Genomic DNA, 19,371 nt, shown 5'->3' with positions numbered 1-19,371 from the left:
ACCTTCCATATTTGGAAGGTTTGTTTTTTTTATCTTAAAAAAAAATTAAAAAATGAAGGATTTATTTGAAAATAAATTAAATTTGTTAAAACAAAAGTATTATGCGAAGAAATCTCTTATTTTTTTTATTTTTCTTAGTCATCTCGACTTTTTCATATTCTCAAACTGACGGGCCTAGAAAGCCCCCAAAAAATAAACCTTCAGGGTCCGCTGTTCAAAAAGCAGGTAATTTTATTGATGTCAATACACCGGGCTATACGCAATCTTCATATTCTATAACGCAGCTGGTGAAAGATGTACTCATCTCATCAGGAACAAATACTTGTGTGACTCCTACTGTATCCAATGTAAAGATAACACCCAATCACGCTGTTACAGATGCTGACAGGTCCTGGGGATACTTTAATCAGGGAACCACCAATTTTCCTTTCAAAGATGGTATTGTACTTTCTACCGGAAAAGCCAGAAGAGCGGGAAACAGCCAGGAAGGCAACCTGAGTGATAACAATGGAGGAGGAACAGATTCTGATCTTGCACAGGCAATAGGAGCAACCGGAACATTAACGGATGCCGTTCTTTTGGAATTTGATTTTGTCCCTACCACTTCCCAAATTAAATTTAACTATCTGTTGGCATCAGAAGAATATTATGGGTCATATCCTTGCTCATATGCGGATGCCTTCGCCATTCTCCTCAGACCCACTTCAGGAGGACCTTACCAGAATATGGCGGTATTGCCATCGGGAGCAGGACCTGTAAGTATCACGAATATTCACCCCGCTATTTCAGGATTTCCAGGATGTGCTGCTATTAACGAACAATATTTTGGCGGTTATAATACAAACCATGCCAGTCAGATCAATTTTGAAGGAAGAACAATTCCCCTTACTGCAACCGCAACCGTAGTGGCAGGTCAGGAATATCATTTTAAAATGGTGGTAGCTGATTATTCTCCGGGTAGCTTCGAAGACCACGCCTATGATTCTGCCGTGTTTTTGGAAGGAGGATCGTTTAATATAGGGGTGGAACTTTTAGGGCCTAATGGGATTAAATTACCCTCTGATATTAATGTATGTGATAACGTACCCCAGGTGATCACCGCATCAGTAAGTGATCCTAATTTATTATACCAATGGTTCCTCAATGGAACGCCAATTTCAGGGGCAACCACTAATAGCATTACAGCCGTACAGCCAGGAATATATACTATTGAAGTAAGTGTTCCCGGAAATCCTTGTCCGGGAAAAGCAACCATAGAAATTCATGGGGGAACTACTCCTCTGGCACAGGATGCAACATTGCTTCTTTGTACTACACCAGACATTACCACTTATGATCTGACCAATGCTATGCCGTCTATAAGCCCTACACCCGGAGCTGTATTCAGATTCTATGTCAATCAGGCCGATGCAGTGGCTCAAAACGGGAACTATATTCAGAATGTTTTAAATTATAACGGGACAGATGGCCAGATTCTATACACCGTGGTTTCCAATGGAGGCTTCTGTAGCAAAATGATAGAATTAAAACTTCTGAAAGAAGCAACTCCTGTAGCAGGTATAAAATCTTCAAGGATAAAAATTTGTCCGGGAGAAACCGTGACTCTTACTGCTGAAGGAGGGGTAACTTACCAGTGGGTAAACTTCCCGGGTACAGGCAATACGCAGACAGTGACCCTTCATCAGACCACCACATTCACGGTGTATGCGGTAGGAGCGAAAGGATGCCGTTCATTAAACCCTGCGACCATCAAAGTAGAGGTAACCCCGGAAATCACGTCCCCTTTAAAAGACGTGGAAATGTGTCTGGGGGACCGTATTACACTTGATGCAGGGGCAGGTCCCAATTATAAATATTTATGGAGTACGGGCGCTACAACACAGACTATAACTGCAGACAGCTGGGGCGTTTACACTGTGGAAATAGATAATGGGTTCTGTAAAAAGATCTTTACTGCGAAAGTTGGAGGAGCAGCAACCCCTTATGTGATCGGCATCAATTATGAAAGTGCAAAAAAAACAGTCACGATCATTGCCGAGAATCCTCCGATGAACAATACCCCAAGTACGTTAGAGTATTCAATAGATAATGGAATCACATGGCAACTGTCCAATGTCTTTACAAGTCTTTTAGATAATACCAATTATACGGTATTGATAAGAAGGGTAGGAACCCATTGCGTAGGAACATTTGACTTCTATACACTGCAGATCAATAATATCATTACCCCTAATGATGACGGTATTAATGATGTTCTGGATCTTAAAGCACTTGCAGAATTCAAAAACTTCACAGGATCTGTTTATGACAGATATGGAGTGGAAATGTTCAGATTCTCTAAAGAAAAACCGGTATGGGATGGAACAGTAGGAGGTAAAAGACTCTCTACCGCTACCTATTGGTATAAATTTAATTTTGAATATCCTAAATCAAAAGTTCAAATGAACTGGTCCGGATGGATCATGCTGAAGAACAGGGAATAAAAATAAAGCATACACAAAAAAGCCTTTCAAGAAAATTTGAAAGGCTTTTTTATTTTTAAGATTGTTTCTATTGGTTTTGTTTCCAGAGATTGGCAAAGCCGATAAAATCGAGAACACTAAGCTCTTCCGCTCTTTTGTCTAAAAATTCATGAGTCTTTAAAGCTTCAGGAATGTTGAGTACTTTCAGTGAGTTTGAAAGTTTCTTTCTCCTCTGATTGAACCCTGCTTTCACAATCTGTTTAAAAAGCACTTCATTTCCGGCTAAACCTTCCTTTGGGTTTCTGGTCAGTCTGATCACTCCGGATTTTACTTTTGGAGGCGGATTGAAAACGTTTTCATGAACAGTGAACAGATAGGTCACATCATAATACGCCTGAATCAAAACTGATAGAATACCGTAATCTTTAGTTCTCGGTACAGCAGCTGTTCTCTCGGCAACTTCCTTTTGAAACATTCCGACCATTTCAGGGACCTGCTGATAATAATCAACAATCTTAAACAGAATCTGGGAAGAAATATTGTACGGGAAATTACCAATAATGGCGATCTCCTCTCCATTGATAAAGTTAAAGTCCTGTTTCAGAAAATCTCCCACAAAGGCATTTTCGATGATCTTTGAATAATTCTTTTTCAGGTATTCAATAGATTCGGTATCGATCTCTGCAAGGTAGATAGTCTGATCCTTGTCGAGAAGATATTTGGTAAGGACCCCCATTCCGGGACCTACTTCCATGACATTTTTATAGTCTTCATAGCTAAGACCTTCCACGATTTTTCTCGCGATATTTTCATCTGTCAGGAAGTGCTGTCCAAGATGCTTTTTTGCTTTTACACTCAACGTTTTTTATGATTTTATTAACAATGATTTTCTTTATTTCGTCCCAAATTTCGGAAGTTTTTTTCTAATTTAGCCAAAAATTTTAATATTAATGGCTAAATCTGTAGATGAGTTTAATAAGAAAAGGCTTCGGTCCAGCAATATTACTGTAGTAATAAGTATCGCATTAGTGTTATTTTTGTTAGGATTAATGGGGCTTATTTTAATCAATGCCCAAAAGTATTCTGACTATATCAAAGAGCAATTGGTAGTCAATGCGTATTTTGATGAAAACTATGATGCAAAAGATTCTGTAAAAATTGCAAAACTAGAGGAAGAAACTTTTAAAAAGGTACAGACGTTAGCTCCTGTAAAAAAAGCGACCTATATCACGAGAGACATGGCTGCGAAAGAAGCCAAGAAAACGATGGGGATAGACAGTGATGCGCTTTTTGAAGAAAACATTTTCCCTTCATCGATCGAAGTGGCATTAAAACCTGAGTACGTAGACCCTGCAAAGATTGACGGAGCCATTAAGATTATAAAATCGGTTCCTGGTATTGTAGATGTCAAAAATGACAGTACTTTGATGGTGGATGTTTACAACAACCTGAGCAGAATTTTGAAATGGATCCTCGGATTCTCTATTCTCTTTCTGATCCTGGCGGTGGTACTGATCAACAACTCCATCAGACTGAAAATCTTCTCCAAAAGATTTATCATCAAAACGATGCAGCTGGTAGGAGCAAAAAGAAGGTTTATCCTTAAACCATTCATCGTAGAGGCGATCATCCTGGGTGCTATCGGATCTGCGATTGGCCTGATGGCGCTGGGTGGAGTATGGTATTATTTTACAAGCCAGATTGGTTCAGCTTTCGTACAGGACAATAACCAGTATTTCTGGCTGATTGTTTTAGTACTTGGAGTCGGAGTCTTTATTTCTGTCTTAAGTACTATTTTCGCTACATGGAGATTCTTAAAATCAAACGTTGACGATCTATATTATTCTTAATAATGAGCAAAAAAACAAATAAATTGGCCGCTTCAGAATTTGGCAAAGAAACCGAAGTAGTACAGGAAAATACCTTTTATTTCGGACAGCAGAACTTCAAGTGGATGCTGATAGGTCTGGCGTTTATCGTTGTAGGATTTCTACTGATGATGGGCCCGGATGCGAATACAGTAGACGGTAAATTTGATCCCAATGTATGGAATGACGATATTTTTTCCATTCGCAGGATCAGAATTGCACCACTGTTTATAGTGATAGGCTTTGTGATAGAAGTGTATGCTATTTTAAAAAGAAAATAAATTTAAACCTTATTTAAAGATTAAGAGATTGAGAGATTTAGGATATTCTAAATGTCAAAGTCTCTTAATCTTTTAATTTTAACAATATTATGGATCTAATTAAAGCGATCATTATTGCTATTATTGAAGGACTTACAGAGTATCTTCCTATTTCTTCTACCGCTCACATGGGATTTGCCGCCAACCTTATGGGACTTCAGGAGGATGAATTTCTAAAAATGTTTCAGGTATCTATCCAGTTCGGTGCTATTTTATCCGTTGTGGTGGCTTATTGGAAAAAGTTCTTTGACCTCAAAAATATCCGGTTTTATTATAAACTTGCTTTTGCGGTAATTCCTGCATTGGTTTTAGGGTATCTTTTTGATGATAAAATTGAAGCTATTCTTGGAAACCAGATCGCGATCTCTTCTGTATTGGTACTGGGAGGTGTGGTATTGCTTTTCGCAGACAAATGGTTTAAAAATCCCAGAATCGATGATGAAAAAGGAGTTTCCATAAAAAGCGCTGTTACCATAGGCTTCTGGCAATGTCTGGCGATGATGCCGGGAACCAGCCGTAGTGCAGCCTCTATTATTGGAGGAATGTCACAGGGTCTTACCAGAAAAGCTGCTGCAGAGTTTTCATTCTTTCTTGCAGTTCCTACCATGCTGGCTGTTACCGTATACTCTGTTTTCCTTAAAACATGGGGAAAAGAAACCGCACATCCTCAGAAAGGCTATGAAATGATTATGGCATCGAATGATCATATTATGATCTTTATCATCGGAAATATTGTTGCCTTTATTGTCGCATTGATTGCCATCAAGGCATTCATCGGAGTGTTGAATAAGTATGGCTTCAAACCTTGGGGCTGGTACCGTATCTTTGTGGGGATTGCATTACTCATCTATTTCTATTTTTTTAAATAAGCGTATGAAAACTAATATTTTAAAGATACTGGCGTTTTCAGTGGTCATCGTTTCTTGCTCACCGGCACATACGCTGTTGGTAAAAAATAATAGTGGAGAAAGGATCGAGTTTTTTGTTGAGCTCAAAGAGAAATACCCAACCGAAGATTTATTGATCTGTAAAGAACTGGTACCGGACGAAAAACTGGAACACAAATCTTTTATTGAATACAGAAAGGAAGGAAAATGTTACAGCCAGAAAGTGACAGCAGTAAGTAAAACCAGCTATAAATTTAATTTGCCTGAAGAATATACTGTAAATATTGTTCCGAATAACTCTGTATACCCATTTAAAAACATCTATTATTTCATCGGAGATAAAAAATGTTTTGTCAATGTTGAAAACGGCCCGGAATGCAGGCAGAAGGTTAATAAGCTGCTAAGCTTAGTAAGTATCACCGAAATTTTAAAATAATGACAGCTGAAGAACTGCAATCAGGATATGTGTTTTTATTGGATAAACCATTGGACTGGACTTCTTTTCAGGCTGTCAATAAAATGAAATATAAACTCAAAAGAGAGTTTAATCTTCCTAAAAAATTTAAAATTGGACATGCCGGAACTTTAGACCCCAGAGCAACAGGGCTTCTTATTGTTTGCTGTGGAAAATTTACCAAGAAAATCCCCGAAATTCAGGATGCTCCCAAAGAATACTGGACCGAGATTAAAATAGGAGTCCAGACAGAATCCTATGATACGGAAAAACCTGAAATCCTTCAGACGGATATTACCCATATTTCAGAAGACAAGATTCATGAAGTTTTGGAGAAGTTTGTTGGAGAAATAGAGCAGAAACCTCCAGTATATTCAGCGATTAAAATAGACGGACAGAGGGCGTATAATCTGGCGAGAGCAGGAGAAGAAGTAGAAATGAAATCCAGAAAAACTACTATTTTCTATATTAAAGATATTACAATTGATCTTCCACTGGTAAGCTTTACCGTGGGGTGTTCGAAAGGGACTTACATCAGAAGCTTAGCTCATGATATTGGTCAGGAACTTGGAGTTGGCGCTTATCTGACACAGCTGAGACGTACAAAAATTGGGGAGTATACAATTGAAAATGCTACGACTGACTTTCTGGAGAATGAATACAGATTTGAAAGTTTACAATAAAGAAAAGTATTTTTACTCACAACAGGCAACAAAAAATTATACAGGTTACGGAGAAGACTAATGGAAAAAACGCGTATTAATAAATATTTATCAGAAGTAGGGTACTGTTCGAGAAGAGCAGCAGATAAACTTCTGGAAGAAGGAAGAATAACAATTAACGGGAAGATCCCAGAAATGGGGACAAAAGTTTCAGATGAAGATGTTGTAGAGGTAGATGGGAAACCTATCCGTGAGCCGCAGGATAAGCCTGTTTATATCGCTTTTAATAAGCCTGTGGGGATTGTCTGTACTACAGATACCAAACGCGAAAAAAACAATATCGTTGACTATATCAACTACCCGAAAAGAATTTTTCCAATAGGCAGACTCGATAAACCCAGTGAAGGATTGATTCTGTTGACCAGCGATGGTGATATTGTCAACAAAATTCTCCGGGCAAGAAACAACCACGAAAAAGAATATATCGTCCGCGTAGACAAGCCACTTTCACCCAGATTTCTTGAAAAGATGAGAAATGGGGTCCCGATTCTGGATACAGTCACCAAAAAGTGCGAAGTAGAAAGAATCGATGATATGACCTTCCGTATTGTCCTTACTCAGGGACTGAACAGGCAGATCCGTAGAATGTGTGAATATCTTGGCTACGAAGTAAAAAAACTGAAACGTATCCGTATCATGAACATTAAACTGGATCTTCCGGTGGGGAAATGGCGTGACCTTACAGAGGCGGAATTTACTACGCTTAACAGCTTGCTTTCTGATTCTATCAAAACAATCGATTAAGATTATATCATTAATAATAAAAAATTAAGCAGGAAATATTTTCCTGCTTAATTTTTTATATCTATTATATTGTTAAATAAGTGAGAACTTCTATTTCCGAGTAATCTATCTGAAGAAAAATAAAAAATACTTAAAATGTTACCATTTAGTAATATTCACACATTGGTGTAATATTATTGGTTTGTTAGTTAAAATATATTATATTTATATAGTAACTACTAAAACTAAAAACCATGAAATTAAAATTTAACTTACTTTCTGTTATTATTTTAATGACATTTTCTAATTGTCAAAATGATAACCATAATCCGGATCTTCCGCACGATTCTTCATTTTACATTGATTATAGAAGCTTGAAAGGATTATCAGATGGAATAGCTGTAATTGAACTTGATCCTGAAGCCCCAAATTTTGGGCATATTAGTAACAAACTTGAATTAGGTATTGGTGTCCTGCCTCATCATCTTTATTATAATCAGAATGCGGACAAATTATTTACCACTGCTTTAGGGGGGAATTATCTCTACCAGATAAAAACGGAAAAAGACAAAAACGGACAGCCAAAATTAGTTAGTGCAACACCTATTGATACAGGGGAGAATACAGTAGGGGAAAATTTGTTTTTTACCAACGATGGAAGATATTTTATGACTTTTATGGGAGGGGCAGGAGGACCAAAAGATGGTAGCATAGGTGTTTTTAATGCAAATAACAACCAGCTTATTAAAACTATTAAAGCGCCGGTTCAAACCAATCCAAATCAATTTATTATGTATCCGCATGGTATTTCTGTTAATGAGGAGAAAGGAATAATGATGGTGACCTCAACCATTCACCCGGATCTTACTACTGGAATGGGAAATACTTGTACTTTATTAGATCTAAATACCTATGAATTAAAAGAAACTTACCTGGTCGCAGACTCACAAACGGATATGTCCAGCCCTGTTGAGGTTCTATTGCTGCGTGGAAAATTTCCACAGTATGCCCTTGCAACGACAATGCTAGGTGGCGATATCTGGATTGCTCCATACAATGCTATAACCAAGAAGTATGATACTTTTAGTAAAATATTTGATGGAAGTACACAAGGATTAGGCTGGGCACTCGAAATGTACATCGATGATAACAGCAAGCTTTACGTAAGTTTTGCTGATCCCGGAAAAGTTTTGGTCTTTGATATAAGTAATCTTCCCCAGCTAAAGCTCTTAAAAACCCTTACGGCAGATAAAGGAGCACATCATATGGTTTTCTTTAAAACTAAAAAAGGAAAAGAAGTTGTAGCAGTACAAAATAACCTTTTAGATATTCCAAACTTAAATTCCGGGACTATTAGTGTTATTGAAATCCAGACCGGGAAAACATTAGGTACCATTGATTTACGAACCAAATATGGAATACTACCTGAATCTATTGAAGGAACCAATGGTCCCAGCAACTATATGCATCACTAAAACTTAAAATAGTACGCAGAGTAGAAACGATCCAAAATAGCACCTATTATTTGGGGGAGTTTTTATATGGTTCCAGTTATTTTAAATATAATTTCATTCTTTCTTCATACTCAGGCTTTAATTTTAAAAGCTTCAGAATTTTTCTATCATCCGTGTAGGTAGTCCGGTAGAATATGATCTTATCCGCAGAATATTTGAAGTAGGGATGGTCTTTCAGCCATTCTTCAGGAGCTTCTGTTAAAGTATATTTAGGAACATTTGAAATATCTAGTGGAGCAATAGAAATTAATTTTTGAACCAAATTTTTATCAATATTGTAGGTATCTAAAATTTGTTGTTTATTGACAAAACCTCTCAGTTTTTTTCTGAATCCGATCATCGATCCGGCACTTTTTTCATCTAAACCAAATTCCAGCAACTGCTTGAATGTGATGATATTTAAATCAACTTTTGAAAAATCGGTTTCCTGTTTTTGGATAGGGTTTGTATTCGTATTGAGTTTAATATAAGGACTTAGTTCATCGAATTTTTCCTGAGAAATAACAAAACATTTCTTTATATCTTCAAGTGATTTAAAACTTCCTCTGAGATTTCTGTCACGGTAATTAACAATCGTATTCGCCTGCTTTTCTGAAAATCCTAAAGCTTGCCAATCTTCTGAATTCAAAGAATTAGGATCAAAATTACGGTAGTGAATTTTTGACTGTACAGTATAATTTTTACCATAACTTTTAAAACCCTCAGGAGTTTTTGACGGAAGGATTAAATAAGATTCAAGCTTAGTATAGCTTGCTGGAGAAATAATAAAACATTCTTTGAATTTTTCTTTACTGATGAAACTTCCACCCAAATAGTTTTTATACTTTAAAATAGCTTCAGCCTGTTTTTCACTGAAACCCATTCTGATCCATTCAGCAGCAGAAAGTCTATCCGGATTGAATCTTCCGGAAATACGGATCTCTTTCTTTTCATATTTATCAATTTTTTCAAAATGGTGGTCTTTACCGGCTTCGGGAAGCATAATATAGGATTCCAGTTCACTGAATTTTTCAGCAGAAATAGCATAGCATTTTTTTAGCTGATCTTTTGATCTAAACTGACCTCCTACCATTTTTTTATAATTGAGAATGGTAGAAACCTGTTTTTCGGAAAATCCTAAATGCTCCCATTGCATGGCATCGAGATCATTCGGATTAAAGTCCGTTAGATTCCATGACGCGGAGCGGGTGGTAATAAATTTTACTTCAGGAAAACTTTCTTTTTCCCTACCTGTGTAGTTTTGAAAGGCCAAAAGCACGATCAGAAGCATCCCCATAAATGCCAGTTTCTGGTAATATTTTTTTCTCATCATACAGTAAACTTATAAATAAAAATAAACCGAAGCAATGGTGAAAAGCAGAAGGAATTGTTTTGTACAACAAATTCTTTCAAATGATTTTTAAATTACATTTGAATACTTTTTTTTAAGAATTATTTGAAGGAATACAGGCCAAGGATTTGAACCAAAACAAAAGCATCACTTAAAGATGCTTTTTATGATTGGGTACTATTTATTCTGAATCTTTGTCTGCTAGAGAAGCTTTCAGTTTCTGAAGTTCAGCTTTTATAAATTCAAGACGGTCAATAATGGTAACGGTTTCTGAAATTTTACTGTTGGTGGTCAAAGCAATTCTTGCTCCATCAAGGGTATATCCTTTTTCTTTTACCAAATGGTAAATCATTTGCAGGTTCTTGATGTCTTCAGGAGTAAAGTAGCGGTTACCCTTTTTGTTCTTTTTAGGCTTGATGATAGGGAACTCTTGCTCCCAGTAACGTATTAATGAGGTGTTTACATCAAAAGCTTTGGCAACTTCTCCTATTGAATAATACAGTTTATCAGCTAAGTTTATCTTCATTCTATGAATCCTAAAAGCCAAAGATAAAAATTTTTTAAATTCTAACACAAATATGCGCTGGTAATTAGTCCTGAATAAAATTCTTTTTTAAAATTAAAATAGATGAAGTTGAATAATTGAAGTATTAAATACTTTAATTATATACATATGATGTATTTTTTTTTATGAAATTTAAATATGTAGTGAATGCCCGCAATTTATTTCGATAGGTGGTGGGTAATTGCCATAAAATGAGTGTTTTGTGTGGTTGTTTTTTATTAATTTAGCAAAGATCAAAATACTTTTTTATGAAAAATTATTTCTTTCTTTCCATGCTGCTGATTCCTTTTTTAGGATATTCGCAATGGACCAAAACAACAGTGAGGTCGCAAAAAGTAAAGCCGTCTCAGGAAAAGCTGGAGTATGCAGCTCTTTATTCATTGGATGCAGCTCAACTTAAACTTACACTGAAAAATGCACCTGAGCGTTTTTCAGGATCAAAAGGAGTGATCATGTCTCTTCCAACAGCCGGAGGTAAAATTGAGAAGTTTCAGGTTTGGGAATCTTCCAATATGGATCCGGCCCTTCAGGAAAAATACCCGGACATCAAATCATATGTAGGCACCGGAGTCAATGATCCTTCTGTTTATTTAAGATTCAGTATGTCACCAATAGGATTTTCATCCATGATCACCAGATCCGGTATTTCCGAATTCATTGAGCCTTACACCGAAGACAGAGCAGTCTATGCTGTTTTCGATTCCAATGCGAGGAGAGGTCACGACAAAGAATCTTTTGAATGTGCTACACCAGAAAAGGTAGGAGCGAAAGATTCTGAAAAAAAAAATAGTGCTGTAAATAAAAAATTAGCAGGTTTTAATGTGTTCAGACTTGCTATAACATGTACTGGCGAATATGCACAATACCACCTCACGGCCACCGGAACTCCGGCCACGGCCACAGAAGCTCAAAAAAAAGCAGTAGTCCTTGCAGCTATGAATGCCTCCGTAACCCGTATGAACAGTGTTTTTGAAAAAGATCTTTCACTACATTTCAATCTGGTAGCCAATAATGACGCGATTATCTATGTAAATCCCGCAACAGATCCCTATGCTGCTTCAGGTGAGCAAAATCCACAGGCTCAAACAACAATAACCAGTATTATCGGTTCTGAGAATTATGATATGGGCCATATTTTTGATAAAGAAGACGGAAATGGATATGCACCCGGGGATATTTGTGATAACGGTACAAAAGCTCAGGGATGGACAGCCAGCAATTTTCCTGAAGGAGATACTTTCGATATTGATTATGTAGCTCATGAAATGGGACATCAATTGGGCGCAAACCATACATTTAGTTACAATACAGCGTCAGGTAATATCGCATCACTAGTGGAACCCGGCAGTGGATCCACAATTATGGCTTATACAGGAATAACGGTTAATTATGATGTTCAATTCAATTCTGACGATTATTTTCACGGCTTCAGCGTTGACGAAATTAGAACCAGAATAAACAGCGTCACATGCGGGACCAATACTCCTTTTGCCGATCCAGCACCCAATGTAAATGCTGGCACAGACTACATTATTCCTAAATCTACAGCATTTGTATTAAAAGGGACTTCTACAGATTCTAATACTGCTTCTTACACCTATACGTGGGAGGAAATGGATTCAGGTTCTGCTCAGACAGGCGCTAATTCAATCCCTTATATGAACAAGCCTACCGGTCCTATATTCAGATCTTTGAATCCGGTAAATACTCCTGTGAGATATTTTCCTGATTTTAATAAAGTGTTAGCTGGTGTACTTACTACACGTTGGGAGACTGTTTCAGGTGTTGGAAGAAATCTAAATTTTATGCTGACCGCTAGAAACAATAATATTGCAGCACCACAGACCGGTAAAGATGCAATGGCTATAACGGTAAATTCAGCATCAGGTCCGTTTAAAGTTACTGCACCAACTTTTGGACAGGCAGCAGTTTCAGGAGCAGCACTAAATGTAACATGGGATGTTGCCAATACAAATCAGGCGCCTGTGAGTACTGCCAATGTAAATATTAAATTATCTACAGACGGAGGACAGACCTTTACAACGGTGGCAGCTAATACTCCCAATGACGGTAGCGAGCAGATTACCATTCCTTCCGGATCTACTGCTGCCAATGCCTATATTCTTGTGGAGGCCGTTGGGAATATCTATTATACAGTGAGTCCAAGCTTTGTCATTGATTATACCGTAGCAGGAGAAACCTGTACAACTTACAATTATCAAGGTCCGGCAGTCGCTATTAAAGACGGTCCGGGCGGAAATGCTGGTATTGCATCCCAAAAAGTTTTGGCTCCTTTAATGGTGACCAATTCCGGAATTATTACTAAAATTAAAGTCATTCCTTCCATTACTCATACGTATGTTAAAGATTTATCAGTAGGAATAGAGGGACCTATGGGTACATCAGCTCTTGTTTGGAACAGACAATGCACCAATCAGGATAATATCACCGCGACATTCAGTGATGCGGGATCTGCTGCTGTATGTGTTACTCCAATTCAGGGAGAAGTAAAGTCTAATGAATCACTAGGAATTTTTGTGGGACATCAGGCTCAGGGACAATGGAAATTATTTGCCTCAGATAATTACACCGGCGATGTTGGAAGTATTAATGGATGGTCCCTTCAGGTATGTACCCGCCAGACACAGGCTTTAGGCGTACAGGATGCCGTTTCTCCGCTGGCAGATGATATCAAAATTTATCCTAATCCAAGTGACGGTAACTTCTTCATTAAGTCCAGAAACTTAAAAGGAGAAGTAAAAGTAGGCATGTTTGATGCCAGTGGAAGATTGGTGTTTTCATCGGCTTATCAAAGTGAAGGAAACAATACAAAAGAGTTCAATGTTAACGTTCCAAAAGGAGTGTATGTCATCAGCATTAACTCTTCAAAAGGAGCTTATAACACGAAGCTTGTAATTAAATAAAAGCTTGTAATTTCTGAATACAGGACCTGTGAAAGCAGGTCCTTTTTTTATGCAGATTTGCGTTATGATTCTTTTTACAGTACTTTTATACATTAACTAAGATCTGTTTTATTATCAGTAATGAATTCTATCTCTGTCCTTCATATTGAGCTTTTCCAGTCCGGCAGGAATACCTCAGATTTTTATTTCAATAATATGAAAGAACATCTTGTTGTAGGACACCGGCATATTGAAAAGCCACACCGGCATGATTTCTATGCAGCTGTTCTTTTTACAAAAGGAAAAGGAACTCATGAAATAGATTTTCAGAAATATGATGTTTCTAAGGGAAGTCTTTTCTTTCTGTCTCCGGGGCAGATTCATAGCTGGGAACTTTCTGACGATATTGACGGGTATATTTTTTTCTGCTCACAGGAGTTTTATGAGATGCATTATGTGAGCCAGAAACTGCGGAATTTTCCTTTTTTCGGTTCAGTCTCTTTTCCCAGAAAATTGCAGCTTGATGCTGATGAGCTGGAAAAAAACAACACGATATTTCAGGAATTGGGAAAAGAACATCAGTCTCAGAATGCGATGAAAGAAGGACTGATCCTTTCTTTTATGTCTCAGATTTTCATTAATGCTACCAGACTGTTTTCAAAAGATATTGATCTACGTTCTTCCTCTGCGAGTCTCTCTTATTTTAAACATTATCAGGAGTTTGAAAACCTTATAGAACAATATTTTAATGAGCAAAAATCCATTTCTTATTATGCGTCTTTACTCGGTATTACTCCAAAGCATCTGAACAGAATCGCTCAGACAGTTGTTCAAAAAACAGCGACCGATGTCATTACCGAAAGAGTAGTGCTGGAAGCTAAAAGAATGCTGATGTATCTGGATGAAAGTCTCGTGGAGATTGCTTTCAGACTTGGATACGAAGAATATTCCTACTTTGTAAGAGTATTCCGGAAAAGTTCCGGAATGACTCCTACTCAGTTTATGAGAAAATACAAGGTTTAAAATTATTTAAAAAAGATGGGAGAGGAAAGGCTGAAGATGGAAGTTACCGGAGTCTCTTATCTCATGTCTCAAATCTGACATCTCCAAATCTTGTCTCTTGCCTACAGCGTCAGTTTAAACGGTCCTTCAAATGTGGTGTCAAACGAGTCCAGCATTTCACCCTTCTCATCAAAAACGCCAATCACCATATTTTGCTTCGAAAACTTAATATCTTCTTCAGGGAAGCTGATATTGATATTTCCTTTCAGAATTTCATCACCTTTTAATATGATTTTCTCTGAACCAAAATACGTGATTTCTGCATTGGTTGGTGTCATTACTTTAATGGTCAATATCTTTTTCTCGTTGGATTTGTTTAAAAGGGTATAAATAAAAGTATTCGTTATCTTACCGTCTTTGACAAAAAAGGTAGAGCCTGCTGGTTTGATAAATTTTGCTTCCATAGATCCGCGGTCATACATTAAGAATCCTAAAAATCCGATCAGTAAAGCAAGAAATACAGTGGTAGCTTTCATTCTGGAGGTAAATTTGAAAGTTTCCTGATTTTCAATTTCGGCTTCCGTAGCATAGCGCACCAATCCTTTTGGAAGTCCCACTTTTTCCATTACCTCATCACAGGCATCAATACAGGCTGTACAGTTGACACATTCCAGCTGCTGTCCGTTTCTGATATCAATACCGGTAGGGCAGACTACAACACACTGATGACAGTCGATGCAGTCTCCTTTTCCTGCTGCTTTACGGTCTTCATTATTTCTCCATTTTGAGCGGCCTTCTCCTCTTTTGAAATCATAATATACATTAATGGTCTGTTTATCAATCAGTACTCCCTGAAGTCTTCCATATGGACACACCAATGTGCAGACCTGTTCGCGGAGCCATGCAAAAACAAAGTAGAAGGTCATCGTGAAAAATATCATGACTAGAAATTTCATGGAATGATGTTCAGGACCTTCAGCCATGATCCGGAATACTTCCTTGTAACCAACAATGTACATGAACATGAAATGGGCAATCGTTAATGAAATGAATGCAAAGGCAGACCATTTTAATAACCTTTTTCTGATTTTTTCGGCATCCCATTCCTGTCTGTCCAGTTTCATTTGTTTATTCCGGTCACCTTCAATCCAGTATTCAATTTTTCGGAATACCATTTCCATAAAAAGCGTTTGCGGACAAAGCCATCCGCAGAATATTCTTCCGAAAACTACCGTGAACAGCATCACAAAGATTACAGAGGTTACTGCTCCCAGCGCCAGGATAAAGAAATCCTGAAGATAAAAAGGTTGTCCGAGAATAAAGAATCTCCTGTCGATCACATTAATTAGCAGAAACGGATTACCGTTGATCTTTACAAATGGCAGTCCGAAAAATATAGCCAGCATAAGATAACTCGCGTAATTCCTGTAGTTGGTATATTTTCCTTTAGGTTTTCGGGGAAAGACCCATTTTCTTTTCCCCGTTTCATCCATTGTTCCCACTGAATTCCTAAACGTGTCGTTTTCTATTTCTACAAATTTGCTGCTGCCGGATTCTGCACTCATTGCGGTACTTTTGTTAAGTTAAAAAAAGTATTAAGGTGATATTTGAGGGCGGATCAAACTGTTTTTTCAGTCAGTTTTAAAAAGGAAAAAGGAGTATTGATCTTACCATGGCAAAGGTCAGGATAAAACCGTTTTTTAACTAATACCATCTGCTTCAAAAATAGGACAATTGAGACATTGGTTGTTTTTGCTTTTAATACATCAAAGTGAGAAAATATATTTGATTCTTAGAGGTGATGTTGTAACTTGCCATCATTAAAAGGTGAAGAATGAAAAATATATGCAGAATAAGCATGGTTGGTTTGGTTTTCGCATTGCTAAACTGTCAATCAGTAAATTACAACAAAATGTTTTATGAAGATGCACAGCCGAAGAAGATTTCGGACCGATTCACTTTTACAGAAGGACCGTCTTCGGATAAACAAGGGAATGTTTATTTTACTGACCAGCCTAACGACAAGATCTACTACTGGGACTGGAAAACCAATAAGGTGATAGAGTTTTTAGGAAAAACAGGCAGGGCAAACGGTACCCACTTCGATAAAGATGGAAATCTGATTACCTGCTCCGATGATCAGGGCGAGATCTGGAAAATTTCAAAAGATAAAAAAATAGAAGTTATTCTGAAAGGTTTTGAAGGAAAAAGACTCAACGGGCCCAATGATGTATGGAATGATTCATCCGGTGGAATGTATTTTACAGATCCTTTGTATGAAAGAGATTATTGGGTAGATTTTAAACAGGAAATTGCCCATAAAGGCCTTTATTACAGAACCAAAGAAGGAAAGACTGTTAGACTGGAAACCTTTACACAGCCGAACGGCATAGTAGGAAGTGAAATATTTAAGAAACTCTATATTTCAGATATTGATGCAGGAAAAACCTACGTATACGATATCCTTGGCGAAGGAAAACTTTCTGAAAGAAGACTGTTCTGTGAAATGGGTTCAGACGGTATGACTCTGGATAAACACGGAAACCTTTATTTAACAGGCAAGGGTGTGCATATTTTCAATCGTAAAGGAAAAAAGATGTATCATATTCCGATAGAGGAAGAATGGACCTCCAATGTGACTTTTGGAGGTGAAAATAATGATGTATTATTCATTACAGCCTCAAAATCTGTTTATATGTTACGAACCAAAGTAAGAGGAGTGAAATAGGGTTGCTGAAATCATGATTGAATTGAATCACTATTTGATCATGGCTTTATTTCAGAATTTTAATAGATGACGTATATGTTTGATATAAAAAAATAAGCCCGCTTTGGGCTTATTTGTATTTTTAACGGTTTGCTTATTATTAATAGGCAACTTCCATTTTTACTTTTTTACCTTTCAGTTTTTCAGTGCTTAATTTCTTCAAAACAAAACTCACTTTATTTCTGGAAACCGCAACGTATGAAGTAGTATCTTTCACTTCAATAATTCCGATATCTTCTTTTTGTAATTCTCCTTTTTTGATAAGGTAGCCTACAATATCCACTTTATTGACTTTATCCTTTTTTCCCGCACTGATATAGATGGTCTGGAAAGGTGTTTTCTCAGGAACTGTATTAAAATCAGCAACACTTTCTTCCGGTGTATTGCTTTTAATGAATGGAAAATTTTCGTCTTCAGTCATGATCAGGTAGGCGAAACCTTTTGCATTCATTCTTGCTGTACGGCCATTTCTGTGAATAAAGGCATCTTCTTTTGAGGGAAGTTGATAATGGACGATAGATTCCACTTCAGGAACGTCAAGTCCACGTGAAGCCAGATCGGTAGTAATCAAAATTCTTGCAGAGTCATTTCTGAATTTCAGTAAGGCACGCTCTCTTTCGTCCTGTTCCATTCCCCCATGGAAAGTTTCTCTGTCGATTCCTTTGTCAGCCAGAAGGTCAGAAATACGGTCTACCGCTTCACGGTGGTTACAGAAAATCAGTGTTCTTTTATTTCCTATTTTACAGATCAAATGAAACAAAGTATCTAATTTTTCTTCAGAAATCGTCATTACTTTTCGCAATTGAATATCCGGTTTTGCGTCTCCTAACTTTAAGAAATCAATGATCTTCTCATTTTTCAATCCTGTGAACGTAGGAATTTCGTCCATAGCAGTTGCAGAAGTCAGAATCCTTTGGGACAGACCTCTTAAAGAACCGGTAATGAATTCCATATCTTCATGAAAACCTAATTCCAAAGCTTTATCAAATTCATCTAAAACTAAAGTCTTGATCGTTTTAGGATCAAAATTGTCATTTCTTAAATGATAGGCAACTCTTCCGGGAGTTCCGATCAAAACCGCTGGAGCCTCAATTAAATTATTGACTTCAATTTTTTTATCATGTCCGCCATAACAAACAGAAACTTTAAAATCTGTCCCCATAGATTTGAAAACCTGCTCAATCTGTAATGCCAACTCTCTTGCAGGAACTAAAATAAGTGCCTGAATTCCTGAACTCTCTTTTTTCAGATTTCTAAGAACCGGAAATAAAAAAGCAAGGGTCTTCCCTGAACCCGTAGGAGACAGCAAAACAACATCGGTATTGTTCTCCGTAGTTTTATATGTAGATTTCTGCATCTGATTCATATCCTGAATCTGCAGTTTTTGATAAATTGATTCTAATTCCATTTTGCAAAGGTAGTAAATTTAGGTGGCAGGTTGTAGATGACAGGTGGCAGAAAATAAGGGATGAGGATTGGGAACTTAGATTTTATTTGCTCTTTATTAATATGATAGTTGTGTTCAAAATGATTTTATGAGAAGAACGATGAACGGAGTATTAGAAAGGTCATGCTGAGCATAAACTGAAGGTTTACGAACGAAGTTCACGAGACCGATTTTGTTTTGATAATTTTACCATTTGATCTTTTTAATAATTGACACTGAAAATCAGTTGTTTACTGAAGTGTATTTGACAAGTAAAGCTGTTGTTTGTTTTAAATAAATTTCATATCTTTGCACCCACTTTTGTGTGAAAGGTTTGATAAGGTAAATTATTAAAAATTAATTACTTCCGTATTTTTTAGATCCACATTCATTCAGACCATTAAAAAAGAAGGAATACAAATTTTATT

At 37.1% G+C, this 19,371-nt stretch carries 16 protein-coding genes; 11 read left to right on the top strand and 5 right to left on the bottom strand.

Annotated features, from left to right (window positions below; translation table 11 throughout):
* The first annotated feature begins 101 nt into the window (after positions 1–101).
* The gene (locus BUC06_RS16260) at positions 102–2,483 is read left to right on the top strand and encodes a choice-of-anchor L domain-containing protein (RefSeq protein ID WP_073335068.1); all 2,382 of its coding nucleotides are present in this window, start codon (positions 102–104) and stop codon (positions 2,481–2,483) included.
* 67 nt (positions 2,484–2,550) lie between these two features.
* Here BUC06_RS16260 and rsmA read toward each other — a convergent pair whose 3' ends face one another.
* On the bottom strand, positions 2,551–3,321 hold the full coding sequence (gene rsmA / locus BUC06_RS16255) for a 16S rRNA (adenine(1518)-N(6)/adenine(1519)-N(6))-dimethyltransferase RsmA (RefSeq protein WP_073335067.1): 771 nt from the start codon (positions 3,319–3,321) through the stop codon (positions 2,551–2,553).
* 91 nt (positions 3,322–3,412) lie between these two features.
* On the opposite strand from rsmA, the gene BUC06_RS16250 reads away from it, so the two are divergent.
* From BUC06_RS16250 to BUC06_RS16220, 7 genes are all read left to right on the top strand, one after another.
* Entirely contained in the window at positions 3,413–4,312 is a 900-nt protein-coding gene (locus BUC06_RS16250) for a cell division protein FtsX (RefSeq protein WP_073335066.1), read from the top strand.
* Positions 4,313–4,314: 2 nt separating this feature from the next.
* Entirely contained in the window at positions 4,315–4,611 is a 297-nt protein-coding gene (locus BUC06_RS16245; RefSeq protein ID WP_073335065.1) for a DUF3098 domain-containing protein, read from the top strand.
* Between the two features lie 89 nt (positions 4,612–4,700).
* Positions 4,701–5,519 (top strand): undecaprenyl-diphosphate phosphatase, encoded by an 819-nt coding sequence (locus tag BUC06_RS16240; protein WP_073335064.1) that lies wholly within the window; start codon positions 4,701–4,703, stop codon positions 5,517–5,519.
* Between the two features lie 4 nt (positions 5,520–5,523).
* Positions 5,524–5,973: a hypothetical protein gene (locus BUC06_RS16235; protein ID WP_073335063.1), complete on the top strand. Its 450-nt coding sequence runs from the start codon at positions 5,524–5,526 to the stop codon at positions 5,971–5,973.
* Complete coding sequence (gene truB, locus BUC06_RS16230) at positions 5,973–6,674, top strand: tRNA pseudouridine(55) synthase TruB (RefSeq protein ID WP_073335062.1); 702 nt, start codon at positions 5,973–5,975, stop codon at positions 6,672–6,674. The genes BUC06_RS16235 and truB overlap by 1 nt, the downstream gene beginning before the upstream one ends.
* A 60-nt stretch (positions 6,675–6,734) precedes the next feature.
* Positions 6,735–7,457: a 23S rRNA pseudouridine(2604) synthase RluF gene (gene rluF / locus BUC06_RS16225; protein WP_073335061.1), complete on the top strand. Its 723-nt coding sequence runs from the start codon at positions 6,735–6,737 to the stop codon at positions 7,455–7,457.
* A gap of 233 nt (positions 7,458–7,690) precedes the next feature.
* Entirely contained in the window at positions 7,691–8,911 is a 1,221-nt protein-coding gene (locus BUC06_RS16220) for a YncE family protein (protein ID WP_073335060.1), read from the top strand.
* 76 nt (positions 8,912–8,987) lie between these two features.
* On the opposite strand, the gene BUC06_RS16215 is transcribed toward BUC06_RS16220, so the two are convergent.
* Complete coding sequence (locus BUC06_RS16215) at positions 8,988–10,259, bottom strand: helix-hairpin-helix domain-containing protein (protein ID WP_073335059.1); 1,272 nt, start codon at positions 10,257–10,259, stop codon at positions 8,988–8,990.
* A gap of 202 nt (positions 10,260–10,461) precedes the next feature.
* Complete coding sequence (locus BUC06_RS16210; protein WP_073335058.1) at positions 10,462–10,806, bottom strand: MerR family transcriptional regulator; 345 nt, start codon at positions 10,804–10,806, stop codon at positions 10,462–10,464.
* 287 nt (positions 10,807–11,093) lie between these two features.
* On the opposite strand from BUC06_RS16210, the gene BUC06_RS16205 reads away from it, so the two are divergent.
* Both BUC06_RS16205 and BUC06_RS16200 read left to right on the top strand, forming a co-directional pair.
* Complete coding sequence (locus BUC06_RS16205; protein WP_073335057.1) at positions 11,094–13,769, top strand: reprolysin-like metallopeptidase; 2,676 nt, start codon at positions 11,094–11,096, stop codon at positions 13,767–13,769.
* 120 nt (positions 13,770–13,889) lie between these two features.
* Entirely contained in the window at positions 13,890–14,771 is an 882-nt protein-coding gene (locus BUC06_RS16200; RefSeq protein ID WP_073335056.1) for an AraC family transcriptional regulator, read from the top strand.
* A gap of 101 nt (positions 14,772–14,872) precedes the next feature.
* Here BUC06_RS16200 and ccoG read toward each other — a convergent pair whose 3' ends face one another.
* Positions 14,873–16,315: a cytochrome c oxidase accessory protein CcoG gene (gene ccoG / locus BUC06_RS16195; RefSeq protein WP_073335055.1), complete on the bottom strand. Its 1,443-nt coding sequence runs from the start codon at positions 16,313–16,315 to the stop codon at positions 14,873–14,875.
* A gap of 269 nt (positions 16,316–16,584) precedes the next feature.
* Between ccoG and BUC06_RS16190 the strand changes: the two genes are divergently transcribed.
* Positions 16,585–17,478, top strand: a complete 894-nt coding sequence (locus tag BUC06_RS16190; protein WP_073335054.1) for an SMP-30/gluconolactonase/LRE family protein — start codon at positions 16,585–16,587, stop codon at positions 17,476–17,478.
* Between the two features lie 139 nt (positions 17,479–17,617).
* Here BUC06_RS16190 and BUC06_RS16185 read toward each other — a convergent pair whose 3' ends face one another.
* Positions 17,618–18,925, bottom strand: a complete 1,308-nt coding sequence (locus tag BUC06_RS16185) for a DEAD/DEAH box helicase (RefSeq protein ID WP_073335053.1) — start codon at positions 18,923–18,925, stop codon at positions 17,618–17,620.
* Positions 18,926–19,371: the final 446 nt, after the last annotated feature.

The organism is Chryseobacterium carnipullorum, from assembly GCF_900142785.1.
Classification (GTDB): Bacteria; Bacteroidota; Bacteroidia; order Flavobacteriales; family Weeksellaceae; genus Chryseobacterium; species Chryseobacterium carnipullorum.
The sequence above is the reverse complement of the archived record's forward strand: the minus strand, read 5'-3'. Positions and strand labels throughout refer to the sequence as shown.

Bases quoted from the DNA above. Each gene is read 5' to 3' on its own strand.
- BUC06_RS16240 (WP_073335064.1), top strand. From the start codon at position 4,701: ATGGATCTAATTAAAGCGATCATTATTGCTATTATTGAAGGACTTACA.
- BUC06_RS16250 (WP_073335066.1), top strand. From the start codon at position 3,413: ATGGCTAAATCTGTAGATGAGTTTAATAAGAAAAGGCTTCGGTCCAGC.
- BUC06_RS16210 (WP_073335058.1), bottom strand. From the start codon at position 10,806: ATGAAGATAAACTTAGCTGATAAACTGTATTATTCAATAGGAGAAGTT.
- BUC06_RS16220 (WP_073335060.1), top strand. From the start codon at position 7,691: ATGAAATTAAAATTTAACTTACTTTCTGTTATTATTTTAATGACATTT.
- BUC06_RS16190 (WP_073335054.1), top strand. From the start codon at position 16,585: ATGAAAAATATATGCAGAATAAGCATGGTTGGTTTGGTTTTCGCATTG.
- BUC06_RS16205 (WP_073335057.1), top strand. From the start codon at position 11,094: ATGAAAAATTATTTCTTTCTTTCCATGCTGCTGATTCCTTTTTTAGGA.
- ccoG (WP_073335055.1), bottom strand. From the start codon at position 16,315: ATGAGTGCAGAATCCGGCAGCAGCAAATTTGTAGAAATAGAAAACGAC.
- rluF (WP_073335061.1), top strand. From the start codon at position 6,735: ATGGAAAAAACGCGTATTAATAAATATTTATCAGAAGTAGGGTACTGT.
- BUC06_RS16235 (WP_073335063.1), top strand. From the start codon at position 5,524: ATGAAAACTAATATTTTAAAGATACTGGCGTTTTCAGTGGTCATCGTT.
- BUC06_RS16215 (WP_073335059.1), bottom strand. From the start codon at position 10,259: ATGAGAAAAAAATATTACCAGAAACTGGCATTTATGGGGATGCTTCTG.
- truB (WP_073335062.1), top strand. From the start codon at position 5,973: ATGACAGCTGAAGAACTGCAATCAGGATATGTGTTTTTATTGGATAAA.
- BUC06_RS16260 (WP_073335068.1), top strand. From the start codon at position 102: ATGCGAAGAAATCTCTTATTTTTTTTATTTTTCTTAGTCATCTCGACT.
- BUC06_RS16185 (WP_073335053.1), bottom strand. From the start codon at position 18,925: ATGGAATTAGAATCAATTTATCAAAAACTGCAGATTCAGGATATGAAT.
- BUC06_RS16245 (WP_073335065.1), top strand. From the start codon at position 4,315: ATGAGCAAAAAAACAAATAAATTGGCCGCTTCAGAATTTGGCAAAGAA.
- BUC06_RS16200 (WP_073335056.1), top strand. From the start codon at position 13,890: ATGAATTCTATCTCTGTCCTTCATATTGAGCTTTTCCAGTCCGGCAGG.